Origin of the sequence: Sulfitobacter sp. HNIBRBA3233, assembly GCF_040149665.1 — a bacterium.
Taxonomy (GTDB): domain Bacteria; phylum Pseudomonadota; class Alphaproteobacteria; order Rhodobacterales; family Rhodobacteraceae; genus Sulfitobacter; species Sulfitobacter marinivivus.
Window position 1 is genome coordinate 117,470 of sequence record NZ_JBEFLP010000001.1, and the last position, 21,994, is coordinate 139,463.

The 21,994-nt window shown below is 63.0% G+C and carries 24 protein-coding genes; 8 read left to right on the forward strand and 16 right to left on the reverse strand.

The genetic code is table 11. From position 1 onward, the window contains the following. Positions 1-37 precede the first annotated feature (37 nt). Positions 38-439, reverse strand: a complete 402-nt coding sequence (locus tag ABMC89_RS00565; RefSeq protein WP_349564120.1) for a PaaI family thioesterase — start codon at positions 437-439, stop codon at positions 38-40. 140 nt (positions 440-579) lie between these two features. Between ABMC89_RS00565 and ABMC89_RS00570 the strand changes: the two genes are divergently transcribed. Next, a complete protein-coding gene (locus tag ABMC89_RS00570; RefSeq protein ID WP_349564122.1) occupies positions 580-978 on the forward strand; it encodes a c-type cytochrome in 399 nt (132 codons plus the stop codon). Positions 979-1,091: 113 nt separating this feature from the next. Here ABMC89_RS00570 and ABMC89_RS00575 read toward each other — a convergent pair whose 3' ends face one another. The 4 genes from ABMC89_RS00575 to ABMC89_RS00590 form a co-directional block, all read right to left on the reverse strand. Beyond that, on the reverse strand, positions 1,092-2,054 hold the full coding sequence (locus ABMC89_RS00575; protein ID WP_349564124.1) for an MrcB family domain-containing protein: 963 nt from the start codon (positions 2,052-2,054) through the stop codon (positions 1,092-1,094). Between the two features lie 14 nt (positions 2,055-2,068). Further along, positions 2,069-4,030, reverse strand: coding sequence for a DNA topoisomerase IV subunit B (gene parE / locus ABMC89_RS00580; protein ID WP_349564126.1), 1,962 nt, complete (start codon positions 4,028-4,030; stop codon positions 2,069-2,071). A gap of 189 nt (positions 4,031-4,219) precedes the next feature. Further along, on the reverse strand, positions 4,220-4,624 hold the full coding sequence (locus tag ABMC89_RS00585; protein WP_349564128.1) for a response regulator: 405 nt from the start codon (positions 4,622-4,624) through the stop codon (positions 4,220-4,222). Continuing rightward, complete coding sequence (locus ABMC89_RS00590) at positions 4,617-5,750, reverse strand: sensor histidine kinase (RefSeq protein ID WP_349564130.1); 1,134 nt, start codon at positions 5,748-5,750, stop codon at positions 4,617-4,619. The genes ABMC89_RS00585 and ABMC89_RS00590 overlap by 8 nt, the downstream gene beginning before the upstream one ends. A 240-nt stretch (positions 5,751-5,990) precedes the next feature. Between ABMC89_RS00590 and ABMC89_RS00595 the strand changes: the two genes are divergently transcribed. Beyond that, on the forward strand, positions 5,991-6,671 hold the full coding sequence (locus ABMC89_RS00595; RefSeq protein ID WP_349564132.1) for a dimethylsulfonioproprionate lyase family protein: 681 nt from the start codon (positions 5,991-5,993) through the stop codon (positions 6,669-6,671). 3 nt (positions 6,672-6,674) lie between these two features. Here the strand turns inward: ABMC89_RS00595 and ABMC89_RS00600 are convergent, their stop codons facing one another. The 3 genes from ABMC89_RS00600 to ABMC89_RS00610 form a co-directional block, all read right to left on the reverse strand. After that, the gene (locus tag ABMC89_RS00600) at positions 6,675-7,580 is read right to left on the reverse strand and encodes a DMT family transporter (RefSeq protein ID WP_349564134.1); all 906 of its coding nucleotides are present in this window, start codon (positions 7,578-7,580) and stop codon (positions 6,675-6,677) included. Positions 7,581-7,658: 78 nt separating this feature from the next. Further along, positions 7,659-8,528 (reverse strand): alpha/beta fold hydrolase, encoded by an 870-nt coding sequence (locus tag ABMC89_RS00605; protein ID WP_349564136.1) that lies wholly within the window; start codon positions 8,526-8,528, stop codon positions 7,659-7,661. Positions 8,529-8,575: 47 nt separating this feature from the next. Further along, positions 8,576-9,724 (reverse strand): alpha/beta hydrolase family protein, encoded by a 1,149-nt coding sequence (locus tag ABMC89_RS00610; RefSeq protein ID WP_349564138.1) that lies wholly within the window; start codon positions 9,722-9,724, stop codon positions 8,576-8,578. Positions 9,725-9,915: 191 nt separating this feature from the next. On the opposite strand from ABMC89_RS00610, the gene ABMC89_RS00615 reads away from it, so the two are divergent. Next, positions 9,916-11,283 (forward strand): MATE family efflux transporter, encoded by a 1,368-nt coding sequence (locus ABMC89_RS00615; protein ID WP_439655628.1) that lies wholly within the window; start codon positions 9,916-9,918, stop codon positions 11,281-11,283. A 90-nt stretch (positions 11,284-11,373) separates the two neighbouring features. Here the strand turns inward: ABMC89_RS00615 and ABMC89_RS00620 are convergent, their stop codons facing one another. Then, the gene (locus ABMC89_RS00620) at positions 11,374-11,775 is read right to left on the reverse strand and encodes a hypothetical protein (RefSeq protein ID WP_349564142.1); all 402 of its coding nucleotides are present in this window, start codon (positions 11,773-11,775) and stop codon (positions 11,374-11,376) included. 93 nt (positions 11,776-11,868) lie between these two features. Beyond that, a complete protein-coding gene (locus tag ABMC89_RS00625; RefSeq protein WP_349564144.1) occupies positions 11,869-13,071 on the reverse strand; it encodes a pyridoxal phosphate-dependent aminotransferase in 1,203 nt (400 codons plus the stop codon). Between the two features lie 95 nt (positions 13,072-13,166). Here ABMC89_RS00625 and ABMC89_RS00630 point away from each other — a divergent pair, with 95 nt between their 5' ends. The 3 genes from ABMC89_RS00630 to ABMC89_RS00640 all read left to right on the forward strand — a co-directional run bounded on the left by ABMC89_RS00630 (position 13,167) and on the right by ABMC89_RS00640 (position 14,479). Continuing rightward, on the forward strand, positions 13,167-13,574 hold the full coding sequence (locus ABMC89_RS00630) for a helix-turn-helix domain-containing protein (RefSeq protein ID WP_349564146.1): 408 nt from the start codon (positions 13,167-13,169) through the stop codon (positions 13,572-13,574). Beyond that, positions 13,567-13,863 (forward strand): FAD assembly factor SdhE, encoded by a 297-nt coding sequence (locus ABMC89_RS00635; RefSeq protein ID WP_349564148.1) that lies wholly within the window; start codon positions 13,567-13,569, stop codon positions 13,861-13,863. The genes ABMC89_RS00630 and ABMC89_RS00635 overlap by 8 nt, the downstream gene beginning before the upstream one ends. Before the next feature lie 94 nt (positions 13,864-13,957). Further along, positions 13,958-14,479 carry a MarR family winged helix-turn-helix transcriptional regulator gene (locus ABMC89_RS00640; protein WP_349564150.1) on the forward strand — a complete coding sequence of 174 codons (522 nt, stop codon included), beginning with the start codon at positions 13,958-13,960 and terminating at the stop codon, positions 14,477-14,479. A 24-nt stretch (positions 14,480-14,503) separates the two neighbouring features. On the opposite strand, the gene ABMC89_RS00645 is transcribed toward ABMC89_RS00640, so the two are convergent. From ABMC89_RS00645 to ABMC89_RS00670, 6 genes are all read right to left on the reverse strand, one after another. Beyond that, a complete protein-coding gene (locus ABMC89_RS00645; protein ID WP_349564152.1) occupies positions 14,504-14,974 on the reverse strand; it encodes a YHS domain-containing (seleno)protein in 471 nt (156 codons plus the stop codon). Between the two features lie 83 nt (positions 14,975-15,057). Continuing rightward, positions 15,058-15,774: a DUF1194 domain-containing protein gene (locus ABMC89_RS00650; RefSeq protein WP_349564154.1), complete on the reverse strand. Its 717-nt coding sequence runs from the start codon at positions 15,772-15,774 to the stop codon at positions 15,058-15,060. Then, the gene (locus ABMC89_RS00655; RefSeq protein WP_349564156.1) at positions 15,771-16,514 is read right to left on the reverse strand and encodes a DUF1194 domain-containing protein; all 744 of its coding nucleotides are present in this window, start codon (positions 16,512-16,514) and stop codon (positions 15,771-15,773) included. Before ABMC89_RS00655 ends, ABMC89_RS00650 begins: the two co-directional genes overlap by 4 nt. After that, a complete protein-coding gene (locus ABMC89_RS00660) occupies positions 16,481-16,915 on the reverse strand; it encodes a VOC family protein (protein WP_349564158.1) in 435 nt (144 codons plus the stop codon). Before ABMC89_RS00660 ends, ABMC89_RS00655 begins: the two co-directional genes overlap by 34 nt. A gap of 85 nt (positions 16,916-17,000) precedes the next feature. Next, positions 17,001-18,404, reverse strand: coding sequence for a surface lipoprotein assembly modifier (locus tag ABMC89_RS00665; RefSeq protein ID WP_349564160.1), 1,404 nt, complete (start codon positions 18,402-18,404; stop codon positions 17,001-17,003). Beyond that, on the reverse strand, positions 18,401-19,495 hold the full coding sequence (locus ABMC89_RS00670; RefSeq protein WP_349564162.1) for a class I SAM-dependent methyltransferase: 1,095 nt from the start codon (positions 19,493-19,495) through the stop codon (positions 18,401-18,403). The genes ABMC89_RS00665 and ABMC89_RS00670 overlap by 4 nt, the downstream gene beginning before the upstream one ends. A 202-nt stretch (positions 19,496-19,697) precedes the next feature. Here ABMC89_RS00670 and thyX point away from each other — a divergent pair, with 202 nt between their 5' ends. Both thyX and ABMC89_RS00680 read left to right on the forward strand, forming a co-directional pair. Next, positions 19,698-20,603: an FAD-dependent thymidylate synthase gene (gene thyX, locus ABMC89_RS00675; protein WP_349564164.1), complete on the forward strand. Its 906-nt coding sequence runs from the start codon at positions 19,698-19,700 to the stop codon at positions 20,601-20,603. Further along, entirely contained in the window at positions 20,600-21,889 is a 1,290-nt protein-coding gene (locus ABMC89_RS00680) for a hypothetical protein (protein ID WP_349564166.1), read from the forward strand. Before thyX ends, ABMC89_RS00680 begins: the two co-directional genes overlap by 4 nt. The last annotated feature ends 105 nt before the right edge of the window (positions 21,890-21,994 follow it).

A 21,994-nucleotide genomic window follows, 5' to 3' on the forward strand; every position in this document is an offset into this window, starting at 1 on the left:
CCATTAGGGGGCGATGGCCCTCGCGGTGCAAGTCAAATCAACGTGCGAAAGTGGCCGTTGCCAGTGCCACGGGCTTGCCCGACGGATCGGCGATCAGCGTGCAGCGGGCAAAGACCATGCTGCGCCCCGCGCGCGTCACCTCCGCCACCGCACGGATGCTGTCGCCACTGGCCGGACGCAGGAACTGCGTGTCCAGCGTGACCGTCCCCACCGGCACCATTTCCCCCAGGTGACCGCCGCAGGCCAGCACCATGGCCGTGTCCGCCAGCGCGCTCAGAGCCTGCCCCGACACGATCCCACCCGTGCGGTTGATGGCATCGGTGATGGGTATGCGCAGCACCGTCCGATCCGCCCCGATCTCGGTCACCTGCGGACGCAGGGCCAGCACCCAGGGCGCGAAATTCTCGTCTAGGAAGGTTTGGGCGAGGGCAGGGGTCATCGGCAGGCTCCGGTCGGTGTCGTGCCAGCCTCTGGCAATTGCGGCAGCGACGCAAGGGGAAGGCCCGGTTTGATGCAGATCATGTCGCGCGGTCGCGAAGCGCTCTAGGCTGGGGGTCTGACAAGGAAAGGAAAACGCGGATGAGATACTTTGTGTTCAGTCTGATCGCGCTCGGGGCACTCGCCGGCGCGGCCCACGCGCAGGGCGCCGGACGGGGCGCCGAAATCTACGCGCAATTCTGTGCGACCTGCCACGGGGTCAGGCACGACGGAAACGGACCGATGGCGCCCGTGCTGCTGGTGCAGCCTTCGGAGCTCAGTACGCTCGCGGCGCGCAACGGCGGTGTGTTTCCGACCCTGCGGGTGGTGCAGCGCATCGACGGCCGCGATCCGCTGGTCAGCCACGGCTCCGAGATGCCGGTCTACGGTGACTTCTTCGAGGGCGAGAACACCCCGCTGAAAACCCCCGCCGGCCAGCCGATCCTGACCAGCCGCGCGATCGTGGATATGGTCGCGTATCTGGAAGCGGTGCAGGAGTAGGGCTAGGCATCAAGTAAGATCTTTTAAGGAAATTTAAGGAAGTGCTCCGTTTCGTCCTGCCGTACGGTGCTTCTCTGAAGTATGGTCATGTATATTTTTAAGAAATAAAAATTTTATTTTTCGACACGATAACTAAAAGATATCGAATTTTTAAGCCCTTCAAGTTCGTCAGATTTTGCGAGCTTATGTATCATTCTGTGACACGTAGGGCAGAGAACAAAAAAATCTTCGGGTATATGGTACCGGCGAGTCTCTCCCTCATCTAGCTGGAAAAGGGCGGTCCGATGGTGGACGTCCAAGGGGAATTCTTCGATCGGGCCTTCAAACCCAAAATGTATTTCTGGATCTAACCCGCAGGCTTCGCATTTACTCCCGCGCGCGCGCAATACTTCTTTTCTAACTTTATTATTTCTTTCGATTCTTCTGGAAACTATGTACTTGCGTGTCTCATCCACTGTCTTCGAAAAATTATCAACATCAAGCTCAGTTGCAGAGCTAATATGTCCTTTGTCGACTAAGGCCTGATATGCGTATAGAATCTTCTCGAGATCGTCATAAAATTGATGCTTATTGATTTGGCCTGGCAGGTATTTTCGACCGAATACATGTCCAGCTTCGTACCCAGCTGGAAGGGCTTCCTCGGAACCTAATTGAATGCTGTCGCTGCTGAAGATTTTCGCGAACTCGGGAATTTTATCCGCCATGTTTAGTGCATTGCGCTTCAAAACGGCTTTTCCCCTAGATTCTCCAAATTCTCTGTAAACTGCTGTCGTTCCCTGGTTGAGCGATAAATAGATTTCGTTTGTTTGGGCGTTTATTAAATATACGACGTAAAATCCCTTAGTTGCTGAAACTGTAACAAGAGGATCAAAGAATGCTAGCCAAGGCACCGCCGCCCAGTTTCCGGCGCCGGGACTTGCTTTGGTCTGAAGGTCAAATGGAAGGAATAGGAGCCTTTTTTTGGCTTCGAGATTCAAATCTTTCCGAATGAAATTTGCAAAGTCGTTCTCGGAAAACGACTTTCCCCGTTGGTATACATATTCGGTCGCAACGCGCTCTAGGTATTCAACTAGCACTACATTTCACTCTCTCAAACATCCAACTCCTCCACGAACCGCGCGTTTTCCTGGATGTATTCGAACCGCAGCTCCGGCTTCTTGCCCATCAGGCGCTCGACCAGATCGCCGGTCTCTCCGGGGAAGTCCTCGTCCACTGTCACGCGGATCAGCTTGCGGGTGGTGGGGTCCATCGTGGTTTCCTTCAGATCCTTCGCGTCCATCTCGCCGAGGCCCTTGAAACGCTGCACGTCGATCTTGCCCTTGCCGCCCAGACCCTTTTCCAGCAGATCGTTCTTGGCCGCGTCATCGGCGACGTAAACGCGCCGGGCGCCCTGCGTCAGACGGTAGAGCGGCGGGCAGGCCAGATAGAGATGCCCCGCGTCGATCAGCGGGCGCATCTGGGTGAAGAAGAACGTCATCAGCAGCGCCGCGATATGCGCGCCGTCCACATCCGCATCGGTCATGATGATGATCTTGTCATAGCGCAGGTCGTCGAGGTTGAATTTCGTGCCCATCCCCACGCCCAATGCCTCGCAAAGATCGTTGATCTCGGCGTTGGTATTCAGCTTGCCCGACGCGGCGCCCAGCACGTTGAGGATCTTGCCCTTCAGCGGCAGCAGCGCCTGGTTCACGCGGTTGCGCGCGCCCTTGCCGGAACCACCCGCCGAATCCCCCTCGACGATGAACAACTCGGTGCCCGCGCGGTCCTTGGACGTACAGTCGGTCAGCTTGCCGGGCAGGCGCAGCTTCTTGGTGGCCGTCTTGCGCGCGGTTTCCTTCTCCTGACGCCGCCGCAACCGTTCCTCGGCACGCAGGACGAGGAAATCGAGGATCGCACCGGCGGATTTCGTATCCGCCGCCAGCCAGTTGTCGAAGTGGTCGCGCACGGCGCCCTCGGTCATCTTCTGGGCGGCTTCCGTGCTCAGACGGTCCTTGGTCTGCCCGACAAAGGCCGGATCGGCGATAAAGCACGACACCAGCGCGCAACCGCCCGACATCAGGTCCTCGCGGGTAATCTGCGCGGCTTTCTTGTTGTTGCTGAGCTCGCCGTAGGCCTTGATGCCCTTGAGGATCGCGGCCCAGAAGCCCGCGACATGGGTGCCGCCTTCGGGGGTGGGGACCGTGTTGCAGTAGGACTGGATGAACCCGTCGCGCGACGGCGTCCAGTTGATCGCCCATTCCACCTTGCCGGGCTGGCCGAACTTTTCCTTGAAATCCACCGTCCCGGCAAAGGCCGCATCGGCGTATGTGGTGGCCTTGCCCAGTGTCTCGGTCAGATAGTCGGACAGGCCGCCGGGGAAGTGGAACGTCGCCTCGCGCGGCGTCTCGCCATCGTCAATGGCGGATTTCCAGCGGATCTCCACGCCCGAGAACAGATAGGCCTTCGACCGGATCGATTTGAACAGCCGCGCGGGTTTGAACCGGTGGGTGCCGAAAATCTGTTCATCCGCGTGGAACGTGACCGTGGTTCCACGCCGGTTGGGGGCCGCGCCCACCTTTTCCACCGGCCCCAGCGGCACCCCGCGCGAGAATCGCTGCTCGTAGAGCTCCTTGTTGCGCGCGACCTGAACGACCATCGAATCCGACAAAGCGTTGACCACGGAGGCGCCCACGCCGTGCAGGCCCCCCGATGTCTGGTAGGCCTTCCCCGAGAATTTGCCCCCCGCGTGCAGCGTACACAGGATCACCTCCAGCGCGCTCTTGTCGGGGAATTTGGGGTGCGGATCAATCGGGATACCGCGCCCGTTGTCGCGCACCGTCAGGCTGAAATCTTCGTGCAGTTCCACCTCGATACGGTTCGCGTGGCCTGCGACGGCCTCGTCCATCGAGTTGTCCAGAACCTCGGCGACGAGGTGGTGCAGCGCCCGCTCGTCGGTGCCGCCGATATACATGCCGGGGCGTTTGCGGACAGGTTCCAGCCCTTCCAGCACCTCGATGGAAGACGCGTCGTAGTCGGTCGGTTCGCTGTCGTGACCGGAGAGGAGATCGGACATGGGTTACGCCTGTTGTTGCTTTTGATTGGCGGCCATTTTTACAGGCGTGGGCCGCAGGGGCAATCGCCGCCTGCGGTTATCCACATCTAAAACGCCGATTGCCGGAGTAATCTTGGATGTTTGCCGGAAACAGGCGGTTTGCACTGCTCGGTTCGGCCCCGGTCGCAGCTCTCAGGGTCGAAGGGCGGGTCAGGCGGCGCCGAGCATGTCGTCTATCTTCCGCGTGCAATTGGCCACCATCTTCACGACCGAAAGCAGATCATTGGGCTTGCAGATATATTCATCCGCCCCCTCGGCGTAGGCCTGCGAAACATCGTCGGGATGCTCTGACGATGAATACATGAACACCAGCGGCGGCGGGCTGGGAAATTTCTCGCGGGCGGCGCGCAGGACGTGAAAGCCGTTGTAGCCCGGCATGTTGATGTCCAGAAACAAGGCGTCGAAAGGGACGTCGTCCAACGCCTCGACAGCGGCGAGGGCGTTGTCGACTTCGCTGAGGGATACGGTGCTGTCCGCAAGTTTGCCGAAGGCCCGTTTCAGGATCATGCGGTCGACCATGCTGTCGTCTATAATCAGGATGCGCTTTTCAGCCATGACGGGCCTCTGCTTTCTGTTGGAGGTGCGTTTGGGGAAGAACAATCCGTATCGTGGCACCGCTGCCTGCGCGGGCGTCCCCGGCGATGTCCACGGTGCCGCCGTGGGCCGCGACAATCCGCGCGACCAGTGCCAGGCCAAGACCCGAGCCGGCGATGTTGCTGCTGTTCGACTGCCGCACGAGCGGCTGAAACACATCCTCCCTACGGTCGGCGGGAAAGCCGGGGCCGGTATCGCTGACCTCAATCTCAATCGGACCGTCCTTGCGCAGCCGCGCGCGGACGGAAATCGCCGCACCCGCCGGACCGCTCCCGTATTTCAGCGCATTGTCGAAGAGGTTGAAAAAGACCGACACCATCTGTTCGCGATTGGCATGGAGCGAAAGCGCGGGCGGCGCCACACGCACGGCAAGGCTGCCAAGGTCCAGCATGGCCCGCGCTTCCGCGATCAGCTGGTGCAGGGGCACGGACACGCGATCCTCCTCGGGGGCGGTTTCGATCATGTGCAGGTTTTCCAGCCCGCCAAGCAGGGCCAGAAGGCTGTTGGCAGACTCGTGGATCTGGGTCGCAAAGCCAGAAGCCTCACTGCACGCCGAGATGTTTTCAACCGCCTCCACGATCATTTCCGACAGCAGGCAATGCTGGCGGATCGGTCCGCGCAGATCATGGGCGACAAAGCGGCCGAAGCGGCGCAGCGCCAGATTCTCGCTCTCCAGTTCCAGCTGGCTCTCGCGCAGGGCAACCTGGGCGGATATATCCTCCGAGGCGGCGATGATCATGCCGTCCAGCTCTCCGCCGCTGATCGGGCTGACCCGCACGGCCCAGTGTTTCGGTGTGCCCGACGCCGTGGGGCATTCGGCCTCGAACTCCACCGTCACGCCGCCGCTGGCGGCCCGGACGGCATTTTGCAACGTCTCCCGGTACTGTTCGGGCCAGAGCGACCACCACGGCGTGCCCTCCAGTGGCGCGAAATCGTCGATCTCCATGATCGCCTTGCCGTTCTCGCTCATGAATTGCAGCGCCCCGTCCGGGTCCAGCAGCTTGATGCACTGGGGCGACTGCCCCAGCATCGCCTTGGCAACATCACCGTCGATCCGTTCTTCGATCAGGTTTTGAACAGCGGCCATGCGCACTCCAGTCTTGGCATCCACCAGAACCGGAAATAGGCACCGCCCGGGATTAAGATACCGTGAAAATGCCGCATGAATTCTTGAAACCGGCAGAAGAGTATCGTCAACTTTCAACGACCGGATCCAGATTGCGCAGAGCCGGGCGAATTGGCGGCGCGCGCGCTTGCAACGCATCTGCACGGGCTTTCTTTCGTGCAAATTCGCGATTAGATGACAGCAGCGCAGATGGAGTGAGCCATGACCGAAACGCTTCCCGAAACGGCTGAACGTCTGACAGTGAACACAGCGCCCAACTGGCGCTACATGCTTCAGGAATACGACGAGCTGTACCGCTACCTCCCCGCAGGCGGCAGTGACAAGATCGCGGGCCACCAGCGTCGCGTCCGCGAAGCCATCGCGCGTCTGCTCAAACGCAACGCCGACGTGCGCCTGCAGCCGCGTGCGGTCAAACCGGTGACGGCCCATCTGCGCCGCGCGCTGGACGAGGGGCGCACGGCCAGCCTCGCCCCCGCCGTGCGCGCGCTTGACGCGGTGGCAGAAGATCTCAGCTGGCAATACGGCTACGAAAAGGTGCCAAAGGGGCTGTCGCAAAACTATGCCTACGCCGAACTCGCGGGAACGCGCGGCCCCGTCGTGGCCGAGGATATCATCCTTGGCGTGGTGCTCTTTGCGCCGGGATGTACCTATCCCGCCCATGCCCACAAGGGCATCACCGAAAGCTATGTGATCCTGTCCGGCGCGGTGTCGGAAAATCACGCGGGCGTCTATGTGCCCGGCTCGATGATCTACAACCCGCCGGAGCATCTGCACCGGATCACCGTGGGCAAGAGTGAACCCGCGCTGCTGGCCTATGCGTGGATGGGCGAGCGTGAGAACCTGCACGAGCAGAAGATGGTGTTCACCCGCACCCGCAAGTAGGCGTCAGACCGGCGTGGGCGGCGTCAGGGGTTTGCGCCGCCTGACGCTGATCAGCAGGCCCAGCGTCAGGATGCCCAGTGCCGCGATGCCGATGGGGCCGATCCCTTCGCCAAGGATCAGTGCGCCCAGCACCGCCCCCATTCCCGGCACGGCCGCAAGGATGGACGAGGTATTGGCATTCCCGATCCGCCGCGACGCATGCGCGATCAGCAACAGCCCCGCAAGGTTGGGCACGAACCCCTGATAGATGGCCTGCAACAGCAACGGCCCCGTCGGCGCATCGGCCAGCCCAGACGGCAGGAACAGCGCCCAGACCGGCAGATAGATCACCGCGTTGATGATCGTCCCGCAAAAGATGATCTGCATCGCGCCCAGTTGCCAGCGCTCCGACAGGATCACGTAGACGGAAAAGAACAGCGCCCCCACCATGAACAGCGCATCACCCACCCATACTGCATCGCCGCTGATCTGGGCCGCGTCCCACACCAGCACGACTGCGGAGGCGAGGATCATCACCGCGCCCACCGCCTGCCGCAGGCCGGGCCGGTTCCCGAAGACGGCAATCCCGATCGCGATGCCGAAGATCGGCAGCATTCCGTTCATGAAAATGCCTCCGTGCGCGGCAGGGGCAAAAAGGAACCCGCCGAAAACGCACAGGATATACAAGGGCCCGAGGATGAAGGACAAAACCGCCATCTGCCCGAGGCCCATCCCCCGCCACGGTTTGTAATAGAGGCACAAGGGCAGCGCCACGACCGCCGCCAGCCCGTAGCGCAGCGCGGCAAGGTCATAGATGGTCAGCCCCGAATTCTCCGCGATCCGGCTCACCACCAGCCAGAACGACCAGACGAAGACGATGATCCAGGCGGCGGCGTAGCCCGTGAACTGCGATGTGGGGGTGCTGGTCATCTGGACGGGTGCTCGCTTTTGCTTCGTGCTCAGCTTTAGGGGGCTGGCAGGCGAAGGACAAGCACCACCGCCCGCAGGCTAGAGCCAGTCGAGGATCGCGCGCGCCACCTCCCGTGGCTTCTGGTGGTGCAGCCAGTGGTCGGTGCCGGGGATCTCCACCCGCGTCAGATCGGGCGCGTAGTCTTCCAGCCCCTCGGTGGTCTGGGGCAGCAGCGCGGTGTCGTCGGAGCCCCAGACCAGCAGGTGCGGGCACCGGATCTGCAAGCGCTGCGGGTCGAAGTTCAGCCCCTCGATCGCCTCTCCCGGGCCACCGATCTTCAGCGGGGAGGCGCGGTACCAGTTGACCATCCCGCGCAGGCCCGCCGCATCGCGCCACGCGGCCTTGTAGCCCGCAAGCGTTTCACCCTTCAGCCAGGTCATGTCCATATGCGCCGAAAACAGGCCCATCAGCTTGGCAAAATCATCCGCCGCCAGAATATCCTCCGATCCCTCGCGGCGCAGGAAGTGGATATACTGCGATGCATCCGTCTGCGCGCCGCCCTTGGCCAGCTCGCGCTGGAAGGGGGCAGGGTGGACGCCGTTCAGGATGATCAGCTTTTCCACCAGATCGGGCCGCCCTATGGTCAGCGCATAGGCAACCGATGCGCCCCAGTCATGCCCCAACACGATAAGCGGCTCGTCCCCGATCAGCGCCACCAGATCCGAGACCAGCAGCGCGGTCTTGTACTGGTCCACTTCTGCGGGCCGCCAGCTTTGCCCGTATCCGCGCTGGTCCGGTGCAATGCAGTGGAACCGTTCGGCCAGCAGGGGCGCGAGATCGTTCCACGCGCCCGAATATTCGGGAAAGCCGTGCAGCATCAGCAGCCGTGGCGCGTCCTTGTTTCCCCAGTGGCGGACAAGGAACGCCTCTCCGTTCAGCTCGACCGTTTCTGTCCAATGTGCCGCCATCGCTTGCGTCCCTCCCGCTGTGTGTTGTCCGCCGTGCTGGCCCCTTGTCAGGGCCCAAGGGTCTCGAATGTCAGCCCCGCGGCGGTGCCCTCGGCAAAGCCCGCCATCGCGGGCGTCAGATACCGCTCCATGTCCGCGTCCTCCTGCAGGTGCCGCCCCATGAAGGCAGCGGCGAAATGCTGCGCGATATTGTTCATCACCACGCTGTCCCAGACCGGATCGGCGTAGTGCTGGAAGGGCGGCCATCCCAGCGTATCCGACATGTCCCAACTCTCCGCCGGTGCCGGATAGGGGGCAGCGGCGTTGTGGCCCGCGCGGTGAAAGCTCAGCAGATGCCGCGCGACGCCTGTGGCCCCTTCGTAGAGCCCGCGCATCGCGGCATAGCCCGACACGTCATCCTGCGTGCCCGCCATGACCAGCGTGGGCACGCGGATCCCCGCCAGCCCCTGCGCGTCCCACATATCATAGAGCCCGCCCCAGGGGCCGATGGCGATTACCGCGCGCAACCGGCTGTCGGCAAGGGCCGCGTGCGTGTCCGAGCCTGCCAGATGCCGCGCCAGCATCCCGCCCCGCGGCGCGCGTGGATAATCCAGCGCGGTGCGCGCCAGCCCCGCGCCCGCGGCGATCAACGCCCCGTAGCCGCCCATCGAATAGCCGATGATGCCGGCGCGGGTCTCGTCGATGCCCAACTTTCCGGCCTGGGCACAGAGCGCATCGATCAGCCCCATCTGGTCCAGAGGGCGGTGCAGCAGCGTGATGCCGAAATCATCCGGCGCGTCATAGGTGCTGCCCGCATGGTCGGCGGCAGCCACGACAAAGCCGCGCGCGGCAAGGCTCTCGGCCAGATGCACCATAAGGTAGCGGTTGCCGGGATAGCCGTGGCTGATCAGAACCAGCGGGAACCGCCCTCCGGCTGCGTCGGCATCGCGCACCGCGCGCCCGTGCAGCGTGGCGCGGCGCACACCGTCACGCAGCAGCGTGTCATATGTGCCGCCGGCCTGCGTACCCTCGGCAGCCGGGTACCAGCGCTCCACGGTCAGGGGGCGGTCCAGTCCCGCCTGCTGGCCGCTGCCCATATCGGGCTGATCGTGCAGCACGATCCGCTGCGTGCGCACGCCCACGGGGTAAGGGCCGCGCCGCGCGGCGAGCGCGGGCGCGTAGGGCGTGACCAGATCTATGCGATTTTCACGGCTCACGGTGCGGTCCGCGCGGTCAGAGGGGGGCTCATCTTCATGCCGCCAGCCTAGGCGCATCGCGGCGCGCGCATCAACTGGACAATCCGCTTGACGTAACGGCACACACGCGCCGGGGCGCCGGCCCCCGGCCGCGATTGTTCCGGTACAATTCCTGTCTGGTGACGGCGCACGATTGCGACTAAGGGAAGGGCATGCATCCCACCATGACCCTTCCTGCCCACGCGCGCGCGATCGCGGTGCTGGGCCTTCCGCTGATCGGCGGCCACCTCGCGCAGATGGCAATCGGCGTGACCGATACGGTCATGCTCGGCTGGTACGGCGTCGAGGCGCTGGCCGCCGTCACCCTCGCCGCCACCTATTTCTTCGTGCTCTTCATCTTCGGGTCCGGCTTTGCCTGGGCGGTGATGCCCATGGTCGCCACCTTCCAGGCCGAGCGGGACGAAGTCTCGATCCGCCGTGCCACCCGCATGGGGCTGTGGATCAGCCTCGGCTTCGGGCTCTGCGTGCTGCCCCTGCTGATCTTCTCGGCGCCGATCCTGCGCCTGATGGGGCAGGAGGAAGAGGTCGCAGCGGATGCCGCGCTGTATCTGACGGTCGCGGGCTGGGGGATCATCCCTGCGTTGTTCGTGATGGTGCTCAAAAGCTACCTCGCCGCGCTGGAGCGCACGCAGGTCGTGCTGTGGATCACCGTGCTGGCCGCGGTGGTGAACGCACTGGTCAACTACGCGCTCATCTTCGGCAACTGGGGCGCGCCGGAACTGGGGCTGCGCGGCGCGGCCCTTGCCTCGCTGTCCACCCAGATCGTGTCACTGGTGGGCGTTGTCGTCTACGCGGTGGTGGCCTTGCCGCAGCACGATCTCTTCCGCCGCCTCTGGCGCCCCGATTGGGAGATGTTCGCCCGCGTCTTCCGCCTCGGCTGGCCGATCTCGATCACCTCGCTCAGCGAGGTCGGCCTCTTCGCGGCCTCGGCGGTAATGATGGGCTGGCTCGGCACCGTGCCGCTCGCGGCCCACGGCATCGCGGTGCAGCTCGCGTCGATCACCTTCATGGTGCACCTCGGCCTCAGCAACGCGGCCACCGTGCGCGCGGGCAACGCCCTCGGGCGGCGCGACAGCGCCCATCTGGCGCGCGGGGCAGGGGTGGTCACGGCGATGTCGCTGGTCTTCTCGGTCGTCACGGTGACCTTCTTCTTTCTCTACCCCGAATTCTTCATCGGCATCTTCATTCTCGATACCGATCCGGCGCGCGCGCAGATCCTCGGCATCGGCGTCGGCATCCTGTTCATGGCAGGCCTGTTCCAGCTGGTGGACGGGGCGCAGGCCATCGGCCTAGGCGTGCTGCGCGGGGTTCAGGACACCACCGTGCCCATGGTATATGCCGCCGTCAGCTACTGGGTGATCGGCGTGCCGTGCTCCTACGTGCTCGGCTTCGTCTTGGGGTATGAGGGGATCGGAGTCTGGGCGGGGCTGGGCATCGGTCTGGGCGTCGCCGCGGTCCTGCTCAACGCGCGGTTCTGGCGCACGGTCCTGCCCGGTCTGCACCACGCGCAAGCCGCCTGAAAGGGGCGTCCCCGCGCGTCTCCATTTTGCCCTTAAACTCATTCCCGCAGCCTGCAACGACCGCCCCGGGACGCGGTTGCACGCCAGCGCTCACTCCCGCGTCAGCCGGTCCGCCTTCTTGCGCACCAGCACGCTGCGCAGATCGTGCATGGCCAGCAGCAACCGGTCGGTCACCGCTTCCAGCTGTTCGTCCGTCGCGCGCGATTGCGCCCATTGCGCGGTCAGGTTCAGATGGTCGATGGCGCGGTGGATGTCGTCGATGTCGCGCCGCGCAAGCGTCGCGGCACGGTCTTCCATCCACAGCTTGATCTCCGCCACATCCGCTTCCGACAGCACACGGTCGCCGTGCGGCTTGATCTCGCCGTTGCGCATGTTGACCACGGCGATCTGGTCCATCTCGATCCGCCGCTGACGGTTCTCGGTATCGATCCGGAACACGAAAGCGCCATTTTCACGCACGCGGAAGAAATATTCTGGAAGCGTGCCTGCCATGATCGGTCGAAGTGCCCCTGTCTCGCCTGCCCACCGGTGTAGGCCAGAGGCCCTTCGCGGAAAAGGAAAAAATTCCCCTCCCGCGCCCGGCGCCTACTTCAGATCGGTGCAGAACGCCGTAATCCGCGCGCAGGCCTCGGTCAGCGCCGCATCCGACGTGGCATAGCTGATGCGGAAGTTCGGGCTCAGCCCGAAGGCCGCGCCGAACACCACCGCGACGCCGGTTTCCTCCAGCAGCGCGGTCGCGAATGCCTCGTCGCTGTCGATGCGGGTGCCGCTCTTGGAGGTCTTGCCAATCAGCCCCGCAATCGACGGATAGACATAGAACGCCCCCTCGGGCACCGGGCAGGTCACGCCGTCGATGGCGTTCAGCGCCTCGACCACCAGATTGCGGCGCCGCACGAACATCTCGTTGTTGGGCGCGATGAACTCCTGCGTGCCGTTCAGCGCCTCCACCGCCGCCCATTGGCTGATCGTGCAGGGGTTCGAGGTGGACTGCGACTGCACCTTGCGCATCGCCCCGATCAGCTCCTTCGGGCCCGCGGCATAGCCGATGCGCCAGCCGGTCATCGCATAGGCCTTGCTGACGCCGTTGACCGTCAGCGTGCGGTCATAGAGCCGCGGCTCGACTTCGGCCGGTGTGCAGAATTCGAAATCGTCATAGGCCAGATGCTCGTACATGTCGTCGGTCATCACCCAGACATGCGGGTGGCGCAGCAGCACGTCGGTCAGCGCGCGCAGCTCCTCGCGCGAATAGCCTGCGCCGGTGGGATTCGATGGCGAGTTGAAGATCAGCCACTTTGTTTTCGGTGTGATCGCCGCTTCAAGCTGCGCGGCGGTCATCTTGAAATTCTGCTCGATCTGGCATTCCACGACCACCGGCGTGCCGCCGCCCAGCAGCACCATGTCGGGGTAGCTGACCCAATAGGGCGCGGGGATGATGACCTCGTCGCCCGGGTTCAGCGTGGCGACCAGCGCATTGTAGAGCACCTGCTTGCCACCCGAAGACACGCTGACCTGCGCCGGTTCATAGTCCAACCCGTTGTCGCGCTTGAATTTCGCGCAGATCGCCTGCTTCAGCTCGGCGATGCCGTCGACGGCGGTGTATTTGGTCTTGCCCGCCGCGATGGCGGCAATGGCGGCGTCCTTGATGTTCTGCGGCGTGTCGAAATCCGGCTCTCCGGCGCCCAGCCCGATCACGTCGCGCCCGGCGGCCTTCAGCTCCTGCGCTTTGGTGGTCACCGCGATGGTCGGGGACGGCTTCACGCGGGCGAGTGTTTCGGAAAGGAGTTTCATTTCGACCTCTATGATCTATATCTGTTCGTACGCCCTCAATACGGGGACAATCCCCACCCATACAAGCGCGATTCCGCGACCGGAGGAGACGACCCATGACCCAGACCGAACAGCAGACAGACTGGTACAGCCCCGAAGTAGCCACTTTCGGCGACCGTGTGGCCGCCGCGCGCGAGGCTGCTCAGATGGACCAAAGCGCACTGGCGCGCCGGTTGGGTGTGCGCACGGCGACCCTGCAGGGCTGGGAAAACGACACCTCCGAGCCGCGCGCCAATCGTCTTGCAACCCTCGCGGGGGTGCTGAATGTCTCGATGATGTGGCTGATCAACGGCGAGGGCGAGGGCCTCGATGCGCCTGCGGACCAGACGGTTCTGCCCGATGGCGCCGAAGACCTGCTTGCCGAACTGAACAAGATCCGCCTCGAAATGACAGCCTCCTCCAAACGCCTCGGCCAGTTGGAAAAACGGCTGCGCCAGATGATGAAAGCCCCCTTCGATGCTTGAGATGCCACAGCCGAAGCCCCCCGCAAACGAGCCGCGCGAGACCCGCGAGAAACGGCTGCGGATGCGCTCCATGCGCCGCGGGATCAAGGAGATGGACCTGATCCTGCAGGCCTACGCCGAAGACCGCGTGTCCGCCATGTCCGAGGCCGATCTCGACCTCTACGACGATCTGCTGAACGAGAACGATCACGATCTCTACCAGTGGGTCACCGGCCAGACCGCACCGGACGACCGCTACGGGGCGATGATCGGCGATATCCGCGCCCATATCGCTGCCGCGCGCACCTGACAGGCACCTCTCTCAAACCCCTTGGCATTTAACCAAATGTTCTGATTTTACAGGCAATCTCCGGCTCGCAAACAAATAAGAGTCGGAGAGTAGTATGAGCATACAGAACAGCATTGATGTGCTGGGGTCCGTGGAGCCGGGCCTGACCAGCGATCGCGGCTTCATGGTTGGCTATCTTGAGGCGCTGTCGCTGGTAGAGCGGTTGCACAGGCTGCTTCTGGACGTGATCAAGGACGAATTCGAACGCGTCGGCGTGCTGGAAATCAACGCGGTGCAGGCCCTGCTTCTGTTCAACATTGGCGATAACGAAGTCACCGCCGGTGAATTGAAAACCCGCGGCTACTATCAGGGCAGCAACGTCAGCTACAACCTCAAGAAGCTGGTCGAAATGGGCTACATGCACCACCAGCGCTGCGAGATCGATCGCCGGTCCGTGCGGGTGCGCCTGACCGAAAAGGGCCGCCAGATCCGCACCGTGGTCCAGCAGCTTTTCTCCCGTCACGCCGAAGGATTGCAGGACCGCGGCGTTCTGGGCGTGGACGGTATGGTGGACATCACCGCATCGCTCAAACGGGTCGAACGGTACTGGACCGACCAGATCCGCTATATCTACTGATCGCGGATCAGCCGCAGCGCGCGGTCAGACGCGGCCCAGCGTCTCCCATTCCGCACGCGCCAGCGCGATCATCGGCTCGGGGTCTTTGTCGAACACCCGCCCGCCCTTCGGTGCCGCGAACAGGTACAGCGCGCCGTCGTGGATGCGCCAGACCTGCGGGTCGCCGTCTGTCAAGCGGCCCATGGACATTGCGCGGGTGCAGAACCCGCCGAACCGTGGCGCGAAGCGGTCGGGTGTGGCGGCGAATGCCGCCGCGTCCTCGGGCGTCGCAAACCGCCAGATCGCGCCATTCCAATCCACCTGATGCGCGTCCGTCCCGTCGCGCGCGGCCTCCACGGTCCAGTAGGCGCGGGTGTCGTACCCGTCGATCGCCTGACCGGCGCGGTTGACGGAGACGCGGGTGGCCTCGTCCGCACGCGCGCTCAAGCCCGAGGCGCAGACACCGGCGGCAGCGGTGGCAAGGATCACGAACTGGCGGCGGGGCAGGCGGGTCATCTCAAGGCTCCGGTAGAAAGGGTGTACTGCGCCATCTCCTATCACCCTGCGCGCCCGGGCGACAGACACGCCTGAGTGACCGCTCAGCGGGCGGACAGAACCAGCACGTCCAGCTCGCGCAGAAGCTTCGCTTCCATCGCCTCCGCATAGCCGTCGTACCCCAGCGCCGTCTTGACGAAGGCCTCCGGCCCCAGAATCACCTCGGCGCTGAAATATTGCACCAGCTCGGCGATCTCCGCCTGCCGTGCGTCACCGATGGCGGCGTCGTCCGCGCCGATCACCAGCGCGTTCACGGTGATGCCCTGCGGCTCCAGCAGGGGTTTGACATGGCGCGGACGGGGGCCAAGGTTGCTCTTGCCGTCACCGGAAATATCGAGCGTGCGTTTCACGCATTGCGCGCGTTGCGCCAGATGCTGCGCACCGACGCTCATCGCCACGCCAAGGCCCGTTCCGGGCGTCGCGTCGGCCCGCCGTTCCACGGTGCCGAGTGTCTCGATCACCCGCTCCAGCGCGGCGGCGCTGTCGATGCGTGTCCACGGGACCAGCGTCAGCTGGTCCTGCGGGCCGCTCCATTCAAAGACCAGCAACTCAACCGGCGCCTCGGGCTGCTCCAGCAGGCGCGCACGGACTGCCACGCTGCCCAGAGCGCGCGCCACCCCGTCCAGCTGCAGCCGGTATTCCCGCGCATCCACGGACCCCGAGACATCCAGCGCCAGCGCCAGCGCCTGCCGGCAGTCCTGTGCCGTGGCCGCCACCGGCGCCAGCAGCAGGCAGGCCGCCATGGCCGCTGCGCGGATCACCCGGCAGTCTCCGCGTCGGTTCCCAGTGATCCGATGGCGGGTGGGGCCAGTTCGCGCTCTAGCTTGCGGCGCATCGCGCGCTCGTAATCCTCGAACCCGTCCGCCACGATCACGAAAGCGCCCGGACCAAACATCACCTCGCGGCGGTAGAACGCGATCAGGCCGACTTCGCCCTCGAAATCCGCCGCATTCACCACCAGCCCGTTCACCGTCACCCCGTCGAAGGGAAACTCGCGATAGGCATTGGCGGGCGGGAAGCCCTCGTTGCTCTGGCCGTCACCGGCCATGTCGAGCGTCTTGCGCAGGCAATCGGGCGCGCGCTCCAGCAGCTTGGCGCCGAACCCCAGCGCATAGCCCATCGCGGTGGGAAAATCGTTGTGGCTGCGCTTCGACTGCGCCACGGTTTCGGCGGCTGACAACAGCGCCGCGCGGCTGTCGATGATCCGCCAGTCGAGGATGATTTCCTGATTGTAGCGCCCCGACCACTCGTAAACAGCCAGCGCCACCGGCAGGTCCGAGGCAAAGAAGGCCTCGGTCACCTCGGGCGAGGTCAGGGCCGCCACCGTGCCCGAACGTTGCAGCGCATCCTCGCGCGCGTCGACCGAACTCGACACATCTATGGCCAGCGCCAGCGCCAGCCGGCACTCCTGTGCCGCAGCGGGCAGGGCTGCCAGTGACAGCCCCGCCCAAAGGATCGCAGAGCGGATCACCAGTGCCCCGTGTTCTCCATCGACGCCCATGGCTCCTGCGGCTCGAGGCTGTCACCGGCCTGCAACAGCTCGACCGAGACATTGTCGGGCGAGCGCACGAAGGCCATATGCCCGTCGCGCGGTGGACGGTTGATGGTCACGCCCGCATCCTGCAGCTTCTGGCACATCTCGTAGATGTTATCGACGCGGTAGGCGAGGTGCCCGAAATGGCGGCTGTCGTCGGGCAGGGCATCGTCGCCGTCCCAGTTATAGGTCAGCTCCACGTCCGCGCGCCCATCGTCCTGTCCGGGGGGGCACATGAACACCAGCGTGAACCGCCCGCCCTCGTTCTCCAGCCGGCGACGTTCCACCAGTCCCAGCATTTCGTAGAACGCTTTCGACTTTTCCAGGTCTTTGACGCGCACCATCGTGTGCAGATATTCGATTGGCATCTTGGGCTCCTTTGATCGTAATTGAACTGATCGCTACCCTAGCGCGCCGCGCGCCCCTGTCGAGCCGCCGCCGGGCCTCGCGACTTCAAAAAGCCGAGACAATCCCGATGTTCAGGCCCAGACGGTTGCTGTCGTAGACGCCGATGTTCGAATTGGTCTTGGCTCCCGTCAGGCTGACCTGCGGGGTGAAGCCGTAGTAGTCGATATCGCGGAAAGTCGCGGTCACATCGAAAGAGATCTCCACGTCGCGGCGCCCGTCCACGCTCAGCAGATGCACATCGTAATCGCGCAGGGCCGCCCCGAGGCCGATCTGCACCTGTGCGCCCATCACCTCGCGGCCCAGAAGATACCCGCCGCGCAGGCGCACAAGACTGTATTCATGCAGCGCGTTGGGCGATTTCTGGTCCGCCACGGTCAGACCCAGATGCACCCCGCTGCCGCCGCTCAGGGCCCTGTCGACGCCGAAGCTCACGCTCACGCTCTCGCTGTCCGACACCCGCTGGCCGTTCTCGACCTCTGCCACCAGACCGAAGCGCAGCTTGGTGCGCTGATCGACGAAATAGCTTTGATCCGCATGCCCGCGCAGGAAGCTGGCATAGCGCGCGCCGCCGTAGAATGTCTGCCCCAGATCGACCCCCAGCGACAGCTCGCCGCGCCGGTCCGCGCGCAGATGCTTGAACCCGTAGCCGATGCTGGCGCTGCCAAAGGCATAGTCGCGCCCGCGGGCGTCGGGCACCTGATCCTTGCTGTCCTGCGACAGCGCGTAGGTGCGATAGCTCAGGCCAAGGCGCAGGTCATGCGCGCGCCGCTCGCTTTGGGCGAACCGGTAGCGCGACTGGACCTGACCGCCGATCTCGATGCCCGACAGCGCCTGCGCTTCCGGGTTGATCTCGCGCACCGTGGGGCCGCCCCCCACCAGCCTGTCCAGCACGGAATCCGACAGAAAGCTATCGCGCGACGAGCCGTTGTTGATGTTGGAATTGGGGGCCAGCGTGAAGGACAGATGCGTCTGCCACGGGTTGCGCTGGCGGACGTATTTGAAATCGCGCGTGGCGCGGCGCGCGTGCCCGGGGGAGGGTGCGTGCTCGACCGCGCGGCGCAGCCAGAACTGCGCCCGCGTGCGCTTGCCGTCCGACGACAGCGCCTGCGCCATCACCAGTGCCGCGTTGTATTTCTGTTCTGCGCTCCCGGCCAGCCGCCACGCACTGCGCGCCGCCTCCTGTGCGGGGGCATAGCGGCCCTGCGCGCGCAGCGCGTAGGCGCGGATCAGATGGGCGTTCACATCCTGCGGGTCGCGCGTCAGCAGCGCGTCGGCAAAGGCGACGGCCCGCGCCATATCCCCGCTCTGGGCGGCCAGCTTGGCCGCCTCCTGCATCTGCGCGGGGCTCAGTTGAAGAGGGCCGGCATCTTGCGCATAGGCAAAGGGCGCCGCGACCCATGCCGCAACGCCCAAAGCAAACCCGACACGCCGGATCGTGTGATGGATCATGGCCGTACAGCAGGGTCCCGGTACACGATAAAGCCGCCGGTGTCGCGTGTCCGCTGTGTCCCTTGTGTCTCCAGCACGAAAACGCCCACGATCTCGTCCGGTGCGTCGCCCGACACGATGGCGTAGAACTTGCCTTCCTCGTAGACGTCACCGCCCGACTGGCTCTGGATATCGACGATCAGATCGCCGTTGTTGTCCAGCGCATCAGGCCCGACCTCGAAAATCGCGTCCGGGATCGAGGTTTCGTCCTCGCTGATCGTCGAGGCAATCGCGGCGGTGATGTCATTGCCGTTCAGGTCGATGACACGGCGGTTGAACACGCGCCCTTTCACACCGTCCCCACGGATGGACTCGCCATCGTTGAAATCCTCGAAATCGACATCGACCGTGACATCGGCGGTCGAATACTCCAGACCCGCGCGTCCGGCGTAATCCCGCAGACCCGCCGATTTGCCGCTGAAACGCGCCTGAAGGCTGTTGGGCAGCGACACATCGGTGTCACGCTGGTAGATGAAACCGCCAAACCCGTAGTCGATGTACGAACCGGTCCGGACGATCGCGAATTGCGTGGTCGGCACGTCGGTGACCGTGCCGTCGGCGGCGCGCACACGGTTGCGGCTGACGCCATAGATCGCGCGGTAAACGAACTGGTCCACTTCTTCGCCGGTCACCGGATCGGTCGCGGTACGGGGGCCTTCGTAGACCGCGAACTCGCCGCGGTTCAGGCTGCTGACGCGCGTGCCACGATCGTAAGGCCGGTCGCCGTCGAAGGCGATGTTGTCGACGGTAAAGGTATCGTTACGGCTGTTGTAGGTGATGCCGGTGGCATAGCCGTTACCGGCATCGATGCCGGTTTCGCTCTCCGAACGGGCCTCGGCGCGAAACAGCGACGAATCCGGCGAGGGCGAAACGGTTCCGGGGGGGATGCCGTCGCGGTTGATCCCGGTGCCTTCACCGTCACCGATGGTCTCTCCGTCCGTGGGTGTCCCCGGTGTTTCCTCTTCGGCCGTCGTGCCTTCGTCAAACGGGTTGCCGCCGCTGCACGCGGCCAATCCCGCCACCAGCACGAGGCTGAGTATCTTTGTTTTCATGGGGTCTGCCCTCGATGCCTGTCATTCGTTTTGCACGACAATCACTGCCACCGCGTCGCTTTGTCAACGCAGCAAACCCGGCCGCGCCAGAAAACGCACGCACCATGGCGAAAAAACAATACCCTATATCGCGGTTCATCTGGCACCATCCGCCAGATATAGTCAGAACCGAATCCTCGCCCCCGCTCAAAGGACACCCGCCATGCCCATCTCGCCCGAGCAACAAGCCGAAATCGACGCCCTGCGCAGCCAGACCCGCCCGACCCTGCGGGCCGTATCCGACGGGATGGAGGCGCATCTCTACACCGCGCACGAAGTGCTCAACCACGGGTTCATCCGCGTCATCGACTACATGGGCGACGACGCCGCGATCTGTCAGGCGGCGCGCGTCTCCTACGGCAAGGGCACGAAATCGGTGCAGAACGACGAGGGGCTGATCCGCTACCTGATGCGCCACTGGCACTCGACCCCCTTCGAGATGTGCGAGATCAAGCTGCACGTCAAACTGCCCGTCTTCGTGGCGCGCCAGTGGATCCGCCACCGCACCGCCAACGTCAACGAATACTCCGCCCGCTATTCGATCCTCGACCGCGAATTCTATATCCCCGCGCCCGAACACGTGAACGCGCAATCGGTCGTCAACAATCAGGGCCGTGGCGGCGTGCTGGAGGGGGAGGAGGCCGCCCGCGTCCTCGAAATCCTCAAATCCGACAGCACCCGCGCCTATGACCACTACGAGCAGATGATCTCCCAGGACGGGCAGGACGGTCTGGCGCGCGAGCTTGCCCGCATGAACCTGCCCGCCAACATCTACACGCAATGGTACTGGAAGGTGGACCTGCACAACCTCTTCCACTTCCTGCGCCTGCGCGCGGACGAACACGCCCAATACGAGATCCGCGTCTACGCCGACGCCATCTGCAAGGTCGTCGCCGACTGGGTCCCCGCCGCCTACCGCGCCTTCGAGGACTACCGTCTGGGCGGCGCGACCCTCTCGGGCAAGGCGCTGGAATGCATCCGCCGGATGCTGGCGGGCGAAGAGGTCACGCAGGAGAATAGCGGGATGAGCAAGGGGGAATGGCGGGAATTTGAGGGGGTTTTGGGGTGAGTATATATCGTAATTGGGGTTTCAAAGACAATTTGTTTGAAACCAAGGCGCTTCCAGCAAATCGGCAGGGTGCAGCCCTGATGGTAGGGAGGGATAAAGCGACGCAAAAAATAATTAAAGGTCTTAGCAGTAGTTCAAAATATGTCACTGTTGAGGGTTTGAACGGCGTCGGTAAGACGAGTGTGATTAACGTAGCGGTCTACAAATCAGCCGAAAAGCAAATCAAAGAAAATGATGGCCCCCTGTTTATTCCTTGTAGGAAGATTTTTCAGCTTGAAGCACACTCATCCGCAGATGAATTTAAGACGCGTGTATTGCTAGAGGTTGCTCAGACCTTAATTCAGGCACGAGATATTCTCCCAATTCCAAAGGGTTATACAAGGGCACCTAACAATAGAAGGCTTAATCGTTGGTTGAATTCGATTAGGGATGACGCCGGCGGTTTTTCAACTCCCATTGGCGGTTTGAGCTATCAGGGCATTCCGAATAACACCGAGGGTTTTGCGAAAAGCGGGCTTGAGAAAGCAATAGTCGATTGGGTCCAGCTGATTTTTCCAAGCGAAGCTGAGGGTGGTGTAGTATGTATAATTGATAATTTGGAGTTACTGCAAACCTCAAAGGCAGTGCGTGAAGCTCTTGAGTCAATGAGGGATGATGTTCTCGCGATACCCGGTCTCAAATGGGTTCTCTGCGGAGCCATGGGGATTGTCGAAGGAGTTGCATCGTCACCAAGAATGGCAGGATATCTTCAAAGCTCTATAAAAATTGATGATTTGGATCGAAAAGCAGCTGCTGAAATATTCAATAAAAGGGTTTCTTTTTATAAGGAAAAAAAGGAAACACGGATACCAATAACTGCTGATAATTTCGAAGAGTTATTCGCTATGCTCAGAGGGAACCTTCGTGCGGTACTTAGCGAAGCCGATAACTTCTGCATGCACGCATCCGACGTTGAAGATGATGGGCAAGAATGGAGCCCGGAGTTATTCAATGATTGGTTGAAGTCCAAGATGGAAGATGTTTACGAAGCGAGTAAAGACTTCCTTGGAAAGCGCGCCATCGAAGTTTTCCATGTTGCTTGCAGTAAAGAGTCATTTTCCCCAAGCGACTTTGAGGACTTTGGTTTTACAAGCAAAGAGGCTTTGCGATCCCATGTTAAGGAACTGGAAACAGCCGGACTTTTAGTAAGTACTCAAGACGATGGCGATAAACGAAGACGAACAGTGGAAGTGTTGCCAAAGGGTTGGCTGGTTAAGGGGTGGATCGACAGAATTCCAGCGGAATGAACTAGGTGAAGTTGGCATAGCGTAGGAGAATTCCACGCGCAGGATGGGTTTTACCCATCCTCCTGAAAACCCATCCGACCCATGCCCAATCTCCGATTGGGCAGC

What these genes read in the sequence shown, in the direction of transcription:
- ABMC89_RS00655 (WP_349564156.1), bottom strand. Translation starts at nt 16,514, where the DNA reads ATGGGCGTCGATGGAGAACACGGGGCACTGGTGATCCGCTCTGCGATC.
- ABMC89_RS00660 (WP_349564158.1), bottom strand. Translation starts at nt 16,915, where the DNA reads ATGCCAATCGAATATCTGCACACGATGGTGCGCGTCAAAGACCTGGAA.
- thyX (WP_349564164.1), top strand. Translation starts at nt 19,698, where the DNA reads ATGCCCATCTCGCCCGAGCAACAAGCCGAAATCGACGCCCTGCGCAGC.
- ABMC89_RS00635 (WP_349564148.1), top strand. Translation starts at nt 13,567, where the DNA reads ATGCTTGAGATGCCACAGCCGAAGCCCCCCGCAAACGAGCCGCGCGAG.
- ABMC89_RS00625 (WP_349564144.1), bottom strand. Translation starts at nt 13,071, where the DNA reads ATGAAACTCCTTTCCGAAACACTCGCCCGCGTGAAGCCGTCCCCGACC.
- ABMC89_RS00585 (WP_349564128.1), bottom strand. Translation starts at nt 4,624, where the DNA reads ATGGCTGAAAAGCGCATCCTGATTATAGACGACAGCATGGTCGACCGC.
- ABMC89_RS00570 (WP_349564122.1), top strand. Translation starts at nt 580, where the DNA reads ATGAGATACTTTGTGTTCAGTCTGATCGCGCTCGGGGCACTCGCCGGC.
- ABMC89_RS00645 (WP_349564152.1), bottom strand. Translation starts at nt 14,974, where the DNA reads ATGACCCGCCTGCCCCGCCGCCAGTTCGTGATCCTTGCCACCGCTGCC.
- ABMC89_RS00590 (WP_349564130.1), bottom strand. Translation starts at nt 5,750, where the DNA reads ATGGCCGCTGTTCAAAACCTGATCGAAGAACGGATCGACGGTGATGTT.
- ABMC89_RS00640 (WP_349564150.1), top strand. Translation starts at nt 13,958, where the DNA reads ATGAGCATACAGAACAGCATTGATGTGCTGGGGTCCGTGGAGCCGGGC.
- ABMC89_RS00665 (WP_349564160.1), bottom strand. Translation starts at nt 18,404, where the DNA reads ATGATCCATCACACGATCCGGCGTGTCGGGTTTGCTTTGGGCGTTGCG.
- ABMC89_RS00670 (WP_349564162.1), bottom strand. Translation starts at nt 19,495, where the DNA reads ATGAAAACAAAGATACTCAGCCTCGTGCTGGTGGCGGGATTGGCCGCG.
- ABMC89_RS00605 (WP_349564136.1), bottom strand. Translation starts at nt 8,528, where the DNA reads ATGGCGGCACATTGGACAGAAACGGTCGAGCTGAACGGAGAGGCGTTC.
- ABMC89_RS00565 (WP_349564120.1), bottom strand. Translation starts at nt 439, where the DNA reads ATGACCCCTGCCCTCGCCCAAACCTTCCTAGACGAGAATTTCGCGCCC.
- parE (WP_349564126.1), bottom strand. Translation starts at nt 4,030, where the DNA reads ATGTCCGATCTCCTCTCCGGTCACGACAGCGAACCGACCGACTACGAC.
- ABMC89_RS00600 (WP_349564134.1), bottom strand. Translation starts at nt 7,580, where the DNA reads ATGACCAGCACCCCCACATCGCAGTTCACGGGCTACGCCGCCGCCTGG.
- ABMC89_RS00620 (WP_349564142.1), bottom strand. Translation starts at nt 11,775, where the DNA reads ATGGCAGGCACGCTTCCAGAATATTTCTTCCGCGTGCGTGAAAATGGC.
- ABMC89_RS00630 (WP_349564146.1), top strand. Translation starts at nt 13,167, where the DNA reads ATGACCCAGACCGAACAGCAGACAGACTGGTACAGCCCCGAAGTAGCC.
- ABMC89_RS00595 (WP_349564132.1), top strand. Translation starts at nt 5,991, where the DNA reads ATGACCGAAACGCTTCCCGAAACGGCTGAACGTCTGACAGTGAACACA.
- ABMC89_RS00615 (WP_439655628.1), top strand. Translation starts at nt 9,916, where the DNA reads ATGCATCCCACCATGACCCTTCCTGCCCACGCGCGCGCGATCGCGGTG.